At 66.9% G+C, this 8666-nt stretch carries 10 protein-coding genes; all 10 read right to left on the bottom strand.

The annotated features are described in order from the left end of the window. Positions 1–537 (bottom strand): DNA ligase LigA-related protein (locus SCH01S_RS08005; RefSeq protein ID WP_046348280.1); only part of this gene is annotated, 537 nt, incomplete at its 3' end. A 200-nt stretch (positions 538–737) separates the two neighbouring features. Further along, positions 738–2393: a DNA repair protein RecN gene (gene recN / locus SCH01S_RS08000; RefSeq protein WP_046348279.1), complete on the bottom strand. Its 1656-nt coding sequence runs from the start codon at positions 2391–2393 to the stop codon at positions 738–740. Between the two features lie 125 nt (positions 2394–2518). Next, positions 2519–3301, bottom strand: coding sequence for an outer membrane protein assembly factor BamD (locus SCH01S_RS07995; protein WP_046348278.1), 783 nt, complete (start codon positions 3299–3301; stop codon positions 2519–2521). A 44-nt stretch (positions 3302–3345) separates the two neighbouring features. Beyond that, entirely contained in the window at positions 3346–3702 is a 357-nt protein-coding gene (locus tag SCH01S_RS07990) for an Mth938-like domain-containing protein (protein WP_046348277.1), read from the bottom strand. Positions 3703–3809: 107 nt separating this feature from the next. Further along, entirely contained in the window at positions 3810–4772 is a 963-nt protein-coding gene (gene secF, locus SCH01S_RS07985; RefSeq protein ID WP_046348276.1) for a protein translocase subunit SecF, read from the bottom strand. Next, positions 4772–6361, bottom strand: coding sequence for a protein translocase subunit SecD (secD, locus tag SCH01S_RS07980; protein WP_046348275.1), 1590 nt, complete (start codon positions 6359–6361; stop codon positions 4772–4774). The genes secF and secD overlap by 1 nt, the downstream gene beginning before the upstream one ends. Beyond that, positions 6361–6702: a preprotein translocase subunit YajC gene (gene yajC, locus SCH01S_RS07975; protein WP_046348274.1), complete on the bottom strand. Its 342-nt coding sequence runs from the start codon at positions 6700–6702 to the stop codon at positions 6361–6363. Before yajC ends, secD begins: the two co-directional genes overlap by 1 nt. A 200-nt stretch (positions 6703–6902) precedes the next feature. Then, positions 6903–7139 carry a twin-arginine translocase TatA/TatE family subunit gene (locus SCH01S_RS07970; RefSeq protein WP_046348273.1) on the bottom strand — a complete coding sequence of 79 codons (237 nt, stop codon included), beginning with the start codon at positions 7137–7139 and terminating at the stop codon, positions 6903–6905. A 66-nt stretch (positions 7140–7205) separates the two neighbouring features. Next, positions 7206–7775, bottom strand: a complete 570-nt coding sequence (gene scpB, locus SCH01S_RS07965; protein WP_046348272.1) for an SMC-Scp complex subunit ScpB — start codon at positions 7773–7775, stop codon at positions 7206–7208. A 65-nt stretch (positions 7776–7840) separates the two neighbouring features. Next, positions 7841–8572 carry a segregation and condensation protein A gene (locus tag SCH01S_RS07960; protein ID WP_046348271.1) on the bottom strand — a complete coding sequence of 244 codons (732 nt, stop codon included), beginning with the start codon at positions 8570–8572 and terminating at the stop codon, positions 7841–7843. Between the last annotated feature and the right edge of the window lie 94 nt (positions 8573–8666).

The following is an 8666-nucleotide window of genomic DNA, read 5'->3' as shown; positions in this document are numbered from 1 at the left end:
GCCAGTGACAGGCCCCACCCCCGTCCCCTCCCCTGAAGGGGAGGGGCTTAGTCCTTGCGGAATGTCCCCAATCGTCCGCACATTCGCGGTCACATCCTCCCCAACCGCCCCATCACCCCGCGTCGCGCCCAGCACCAGCCGCCCGCGCTCGTAGCGAAGCGAGCAGGACAGCCCGTCGATCTTCGGCTCCGCGGTCAGCGCGACCGGCTCGTCTTCGGCAAGATTCAGGAATCGCCGCACCCGCCCGACAAACTCGCGCACATCCTCGTCGGAAAAGGCGTTGTCGAGGCTCAGCATGCCCTTCGCATGCGCCACCTTCGCCAGATGCGCCGCAGGCGCCGCGCCCACCAGCTTCGACGGACTGTCGGAGCGCACCAGATGCGGATACTCCGCCTCCAGCGCCGCATTCTCCCGCACCAGCGCGTCATAATCCGCGTCCGAAATCTCGGGCGCGTCGTCGCTGTGATAAAGCCGGTTATGGCGCGCAATCTCGGCGGCAAGAACGGCAAGGCGCTGGGAGGCTTCGGCTTCGGTCATGAGCGCTCACTCGCTTGCCCATCTGCCGCACGTCAAGCACCGCGCAAGCGGGAATTCAGCTGGATTGCTCACACGAAGACACGAAGACACGAAGACACGAAGACACGAAGACACAAAGGAGGAGCTGCATCTTCTTCGTGTCTTTGTGTCTTCGTGTGAGCTTAAAGAGGCTCCCGCTTCGCGGAAATTTCACGGCGGAGCTACGCCGCCTCCAGCAGCTTGCCAGCCTGCGCCCGCGCCTCGTCTGTCACTGTCGCGCCGGACAACATCCGCGCGATTTCCTCACGCCTCTCCTCCTCGTCCAGCGCGCGGACCCCGGTGCGGGTGACGAGGCCGTCGTGGCTTTTGGCGATCAGCCACTGGTTCGCGCCGCGTGCGGCCACCTGCGGACTGTGGGTGACGACCAGTAGCTGCGCGCGTTCCGCCAGGCGCGCGAGGCGTTCGCCGATCGCGCTGGCGACGGCGCCGCCGACGCCGCGGTCGATCTCGTCGAAGATCATCGTCGCTGCGCCCCCTTCCTCCGCCAGCGCGACTTTCAATGCCAGGATGAAGCGCGACAGCTCGCCGCCGCTCGCGATCTTCGCCAAGGCGCCGAACGGTGCGCCGGGGTTGGTCGAAATGAGGAATTCGACGCGGTCCCGGCCGGCCGCGCTCCACTGATCCTCCGGCAGCGCTTCGACCGAGGTGCGGAAACGCGCCGCATCGAGCTTCAGCGGGGCAAGTTCGCCGGCCACGGCTTCGTCGAGCCGGGCGGCAGCGGCCGATCGCGCGGCACTGAGCGCCGCGGCTGCTTCCGCATAGGCCTTGCGCGCATTCTCCGCAGTTCGCTCCAGCGCGGCGATCCCCTCCCCGCCCGCTTCGATCGTGTGCAGCCGGCCGCCAAGCTCCGAAGCGAGGGCCGGCAGATCGTCCACGCTCACCCGATATTTCCGCGCCAGTGCGCGCAGGTCGAACAGCCGCGCCTCGATTTCCTCCAGCCGCGCCGGATCGTGCGCCAGCGCCTCCTTGGCCCGCTCGATCCTGTCCTCGGCTTCGGACGCCTCGATGACGGCCCGGTCGAGCGCCGACAAGGCTTCCGCGAGCAGCGGATGCTCGGAGCCGAGCCGGTCCAGCCGCCGCGCGGCCTGGCGCAGGTTGGACAGGGCACCGGCCGAGCCCTGCAGATGCTGGTCGAGAGCGGCCAGGTCGTCCGACAGTCGCGCGCCGCGCTGCATGTTCGCACGCGCCTCGGCGAGCGCATCCTCCTCGCCCGGCTCCGGCGCGGCTGCGGTCAGTTCGGCGACGGCATGCTCCAGCCACTCGCGATCCCGTGCAGCCGTCTCGAGCTGGTCCCGCGCTTCCGCGAGTGCCGCCTCGGCCCGCCGCCAGTCATCGTGCGCACTTGCCACGGAAACGGTGTCGAGCTTTCCGAACATGTCGAGCAGAGCCCGGTGACCGCGCGCGTTCAGCAGGCCGCGATCGTCATGCTGGCCGTGAACCTCGACAAGCGCGCTGCCGAGCTCGCGCAACAGAGTCGCGGAGACCGGCTGGTCGTTGACGAAGGCGCGGCTGCCGCCGTCGGCGCGGACGGTCCGGCGCACGATCAGCGCCTCGCCCGGCTCGACCTCGATGCCGCTGTCGGCGAGAAGTTGCGCGACGCCGGCGGGCGGTTCGAATGTCGCGGTGACCGCCGCCTGCCCCGCGCCTTGCCGGACGAGCGAGCTGTCGGCGCGGACGCCGAGCGCCAGCCCCAGCGCGTCCAGCAGGATCGATTTGCCGGCCCCGGTCTCTCCGGTCAGCACGCCGAGCCCGGGACCAAAGCCCAAATCAAGCGCCTCGATGAGCACCACGTCACGGATCGAGAGGCCGGTCAGCATGGGGCGTGATTAGCGCGACATTTGCATTCCCGTCACCCCGGACTTGATCCGGGGTCCACCTTTTCTTTGTCAGGTACCGGAAAGGGAGGTGGATGCCGGATCAAGTCCGGCATGACGGGAGAAAGCTATGACTTAACCGCCGGATGTTCCTGCATCAGCTTGTAGGCGCGCTGATACCAGATGCTGCCGGGGTAGTTCGCGCCCAGGACCGCCGCGGCCTTCTTCGCTTCCTCGGGGATGCCGAGCGCGAGATAGCTTTCGGTCAGCCGCTCGAGCGCCTCCGGCGTGTGGGTTGTCGTCTGGTAATCGTCAACGACCTTCCGGAAGCGGATCGTCGCGGCCAGCCACTGGCCCCGGCGCTGGTAGAAGCGGCCGACTTCCATTTCCTTGCCGGCGAGGTGGTCGTTGACCAGATCGACCTTCAGCCGCGCGTCGGCGGCATAGTCCGTGTTGGGATAGCGCCGGATCAGCTCGCCGAGCGCGTCGAGCGCCTGCTGGGTGATCTTCTGGTCGCGCGTCACGTCGCTGATCTGTTCGTAATAATCGATCGCGATCAGATAATAGGCGTAGGGCGCATCCTTGTTGCCCGGGTGCACCGACAGGAACCGCTGCGCCGAGCCGATCGATTCGACGTAATTGCCGGCGAGATAGTAGCTGAACGCGCTCATCAGCTGCGCACGCCGCGCCCAGACCGAATAGGGATGCTGGCGCTCGACCTCGTCGAACAGCAGGGCCGCTTCCTTGTAGCGGTGCTGGTCCAGCCGGGTCTTGGCTGCAGTGTAGAGCGAGTTCACGTCGCGCGCGACGTAGGCGAGATCCTTCTTGCCGCCGCGGCCGGTGGCGCAGGCAGTGGTCAGGAGGGACAGGCCGATAAGGGCGGCGAGCGGCTTCAGCACGGGATTACGCATCGGACGCGGTTTCTAGCGAGTGGATGGGATAAGGGGAAGAAGAGTTAAAGCGGCATCAGTGCAGCGGCGATCCAGCGGTCCTCGCCGCGCAGGACGCCCCAGGCGCGCGCCGCCGCGCGGCTGTCCATCGGCTCGACGCCGATGCCGCGTGCATCGAGGGCGGCGACCAGCTCGCGCGGCGGTCGCACGAGCGTCGCTCCGGTGCCGATCACGATGAACTCGGGTCCGATCGCCGCAAGCGGCTCCAGTGCCTCCAGGGTCAGCGCGCCGTCCCAGGGGCGCCACCATTCAGGCGTCAGCAGCACGCCGCCCGCGGTCGCCTCGCCATCGATCCTGAAGCCCGCGCCCGCAAAGCCGGTCACCACCGGCCCTGCCGCGCGCGGGTTCCGATCGATCTTCACGAGTCCCCCTCCCGCTTGCGGGAGGGGTTAGGGGTGGGATTGTCGATCTTCATTGCGAGAGGAGGTCATGCCCACCCCCGGCCCCTCCCGCAAGCGGGAGGGGAGAATCACCTCTTGCCGACGTTGACGCTCGGCTTGGCATCATCCTGTTGCCCGCCGAGCGGCACGCCGGGGCGCAGGCCCAACGTGATCAGCAGCGACGACGAGACATAGATCGACGAATAGGTGCCGATCACGATGCCGAGGATCATCGCCGCGGTGAAGCCGCGCAGCACGTGCCCGCCGAAGATCAGCAGCGCGAAGAGCGCGAGCAGGATCGTCACCGACGTCATCACCGTGCGCGGCAGCGTCTCGTTGACCGAAAGGTCGATCAGCGAGCGCATGTCCATCTGCCGGTATTTGCGCATATTCTCGCGAATACGGTCGTCGATGACGATCTTGTCGTTGATCGAATAGCCGATGATCGTCAGCACCGCGGCGACGATGTTCAGGTCGAACTCCAGCCGCGTCAGCGCGAAGAAGCCCAATGTCATCAGTACGTCGTGCATGATCGCGACAAAGGTCGAAATGCCGAACTGCCATTCGTAGCGCAGCCACGAGAAGATCGCGATGCCGAGCACCGCGAGCAGCACCGCGAGCAGGCCGTTCTGGATCAGCTCGCCCGAGACCTTGCCCGAAACGGTGTCGTAGCGACTGAACTGGATCGTCGGATAGACCTGCTTCAGCGCATTCTGGACGCGCTGCACGACCTTGTTCGTCGCGCCTTCGTCGGTGCTCTGCGGCAGCGGCAGGCGGATCGACACGGTCTTGGGATCACCAAACGTCTGCAGCGAGCCTTCCCCGACGCCCAGCCGGTCGATCGTGGCGCGCACCTTTTCGAGCGGCGGCGGCTGGTCGAATTTGGCCTCAATCATCAGGCCGCCGACGAAGTCGACGCCCAGGTTCAGCCCGCGCACGCCGACCAGCGCGATCGCGGCGAGCGTCAGCACGGCGGTGATCCCGAACGCCCAATGGCGCAGCGAGACGAACGGCAGGTTCGTGTTGTCGGGTACGAGTTTCAGCAGGCGCATCAGATGTGGATCTCCGTCGGCCGGTTGCGGCGGATCCAGCCCGCGACCAGCATGCGCGTAAAGGTGACGGCGGTGAACACCGACGTGGCGATGCCGATCAGCAGCACGACCGCGAAGCCCTTGACCGGCCCGGAACCGAGCACGAGCATGATCAGGCCGGAAATGGTGTGGACGGTGTTCGCCTCGAAGATGGTGCGGCTGGCTTCCTTGTAGCCAAGCTCGACCGCCTGGACGACGCCGCGCCCGCGCCTCTTCTCCTCGCGGATGCGTTCGTTGATCAGCACGTTCGCATCGACCGCGGTGCCGATCGTCAGCACGAAACCGGCGATGCCGGGCAGCGTCAGCGTCGCGTTCAAGAGCGACATCACGCCCAGGATCACGAACACGTTGATGACGACGGCGGCGTTCGCATAGATACCGAAGCGGCCATAGGTCACCAGCATGAAGGCGACCACCAGCACCACCGCCAGCACCGAGGCGAGCACGCCGGCGTGGATCGAATCGGCACCGAGCTGCGGCCCGACCGTGCGCTCCTCGATCACCTTCAGATCGACCGGCAGCTTGCCCGAGCGCAGGGCGATCGCCAGCTCGTTGGCGCTGTCGACGGTGAAATTGCCCGAAATCTGCGCGGTGCCGCCCAGGATCGGTTCGTTGATGTTGGGCGCCGAAATCACCTGATTGTCGAGGATGATCGCGAACGGCTTGTTGACGTTTTCCTGCGTCACCTTGGCAAAGCGACGGCCGCCCTGGCCGTTGAAGCGGATCGTGACGACCGGCGCGTTGGTGCGCTGATCGAATTCCTGCCGCGCGTCGATCAGCTGATCGCCCGAGATCAGCACGCCGCGATGGACGGCGATGCGGGGGATGCCCTGCGGGTTGTCCGGATAGGCGAGGATCTGGCTGCCAACCGGCGCGCGGCCTGCAGCGACGTCGGCGGGCGAGGCCGTCACGTCGACCAGCTTGAACTCAAGCTTCGCAGTCTTGCCGAGCAGCGCCTTCAGCGCGGCCGGGTTCTGCAGGCCCGGCACCTGAACGACGATCCGGGTCGAGCCCTGGCGAATGATCGTTGGCTCGCGCGTGCCGAGTTCGTCGATGCGCTTGCGGACGACTTCGGTCGCGACTTCCATCGCCTTGTCGACCGCATCCTTCTGGCCCGCCTGGGTCGGCGTCATGATGATGCGGTTGCTGTCCACCACCCGCACGTCCCAGTCGCGCTGGCCGGTGACGCCGATGCCGCTGGTCTGGGCGCGCGCGCGCTCGACCGCCTGATCGATCTTGGTCACGTCGCGGACGAAGAAGCTGACCTGGCCGCCCGCGGTCGAGACGTCGCCGATCTCGATCCGGGGATCGCCGCGCCGCATCTCGGTGCGGATCGTCTCGCTCATCTGCTCCAGCCGCTGCTTGAGCAGACTGGTCGCGTCGGCTTCAAGCAGCAGGTGCGAGCCGCCGGAGAGGTCGAGGCCCAAATTGATGCGCGGCGCCTTGAACGGCATCAAATGCTGCGGAATGAAGCTCGGCACCGCCAGCAGGATGCCGATCAGCAGCAGCCCGACGATGCCGATTCTTTTCCAGCGGGGAAAGTCGAGCATCAGTCGTTCGCGGGCTTGGAGCCGCCGAGCGGCGTGACGTCGGTTAGCGTGGACTTGACCGCGCGAACGCGAATCTGCGGCGCGAGCTCGACCTCGACATGCTGGTCCTCGACCTTGGTCACCTTGCCGACCAGGCCGCCGCCGGTGACGACCGTATCACCCTTCTTGACCGCACCGATCCGCGTCTGGTGCTCCTTCATCCGGCGCTGTTGAGGGCGGATGAGCAGGAACCAGAAGATCACGAAAATCGCGAGCAGCGGGATCATCTGGATGAAAAAAGCGCCCCCGGAACTCGCGGCGGATTGGCCGGCGGCCTGGGCATAAGCAGGAGATTCGAACATCGTGCGATCGGATGCCTGAAATTAGGGCGAGCCGGCACCGGCCGGCTTCAAAGCGGCGCGCGTATCACGCGGAAAGGGATCGGCGCAACTGCCTAGCCCTCCCCTCCAGGGGAGGGGTTGGGGTGGGGCTGGTCAAAGGCCGCAGCTGCCGGACATTCCCCACCCCCAACCCCTCCCCTGAAGGGGAGGGGCTTAGAGGCTCACAGCGGCCGATGATCCTCGACCGGCTCCTTCTCGATCGTCGCCGTCGGGCGCGGCTTGTCGAGCGCCTCGACACGGCGCTCGCGAACCGGCTCGTCCTCTTCGGCCATGCCCTTCTTGAAGCTCTTGATGCCCTTGGCGACGTCGCCCATCAGGTCGGAAAAACGGCCCTTGCCGAACAGCAGCATCACGACGATGCCGACGATCAGCCAATGCCAAATGCTCAAACCGCCCATAACTGAACTCTCCTAAGGGCGGTCCGCGCCGCCGCGCGCCCTGCCGGGCGCCATCACCAATCCTATCTAGTCGCTCTCGTCGACGCTTTCCAGTTCGGCGTCGCCCAATGTCGCCTCGACCGGATCGAGCAGCCCCGCCGCCTTCAGGTCGTCGATACCCGGCAGGTCGCGCCGGCTCTTGAGGCCGAAATGGGTCAGGAATCCGGCTGTCGTCGCATACAGCAAGGGCCGTCCCGGCCCTTCGCGCCGTCCCGCCGGGCGAACCCAGCCGGCTTCCATCAGCACGTCCAGCGTGCCCTTCGATATCTGGACGCCGCGGATCGCCTCGATCTCCGCGCGGCTGACCGGCTCCTGATAGGCGATGATCGCCAGCGTCTCGACCGCTGCGCGGCTCAATCGCTTCGGCTCCTCGCGCTCGCGGCGGAGGACATGCGCCATGTCGGCCGCGGTCTGGAAATGCCAGCGCCCGCCGCGCTCGACCAGCTCGACGCCGCGCCCGGCATAGTCCTCCTGAAGCAGCCGGAGCGTCTGCTTCAGGTCGACCTCGGGCCCGACATAGGCGGCGATCTCGTCCGGGCTCAGCGGTGCCTCGGCCGCGAACAGAACCGCCTCGACCGCCCGCACGGCGGGGTCCATCTCACCAGAAAAATAGGGACAGTCCCTATTTTCTGAAAATGGGGACTGTCCCTCTTTTTCGGCGGTCATGCCGCTCTCACGAACAGCGGTGAGAACGCCTCGTCCTGCTTCAGCTCGGCCTTGCCCTGCTTCGCCAGCTCCAACGCGGCGACGAAGCCGGAGGCGAGCGCGGAGCGGCGGAGCTGCGGGTCGGAAATGCCGGGCAGGAACGCCTCGATCCGCGTCCAGTCGACCTGATGCCCGAGCATCGCCTCGACCCGCTGCAACGCCTCGTCGAGCGACATGACCGGGCGCCGCATCACCTGGTGCACGACGGGTCGCGTGCGCGCCATCACCGCGCCATAAGCGGCGATAAGCTCGTACAGATCGGCCTGCCAGTCGTTCCTGCGCACCACGCGCAACCCCTCGGGCTGCCCGCGCAGGAACACATCCCGGCCGATCCGGTCGCGCGCCATCAATCGGGCGCCCGCCTCACGCATCGCCTGCAGCCGCTGCAGCCGGATCTGAAGCCTGAGCGCCAGCTCCTCCGGGCTCGGGTCGATGGTCGGGTCCTTGGGCAGCAGCAGCGCGGATTTGAGATAGGCGAGCCACGCCGCCATCACGAGATAATCGGCCGCGATCTCAAGCTTCAGCGCCTTCGCGTCGGCAATGAAGGCGAGATACTGCTCGACCAGCGCCAGGATCGAGAGCTCACGCAGGTCCACCTTCTGCGCGCGGGCGAGCGCCAGCAGCAGGTCGAGCGGCCCTTCCCAGCCGTCAATATCGATCGTGAGGGCGTCCGATTCGGGCGTAGTCACACGGGGAGACTAACAGCTCCTCCCCGGAACGGGGAGGGGGACCATGCGCGATAGCGCGTGGTGGAGGGGGCGGAGCGTTGGTCCAGCCTCTCGA

Origin of the sequence: Sphingomonas changbaiensis NBRC 104936 (genome assembly GCF_000974765.1) — a bacterium.
Classification (GTDB): Bacteria; Pseudomonadota; Alphaproteobacteria; order Sphingomonadales; family Sphingomonadaceae; genus Sphingomonas_B; species Sphingomonas_B changbaiensis.
Note: the sequence above shows the minus strand (reverse complement) of the source record. Positions and strands in the feature narration are given on the sequence as shown.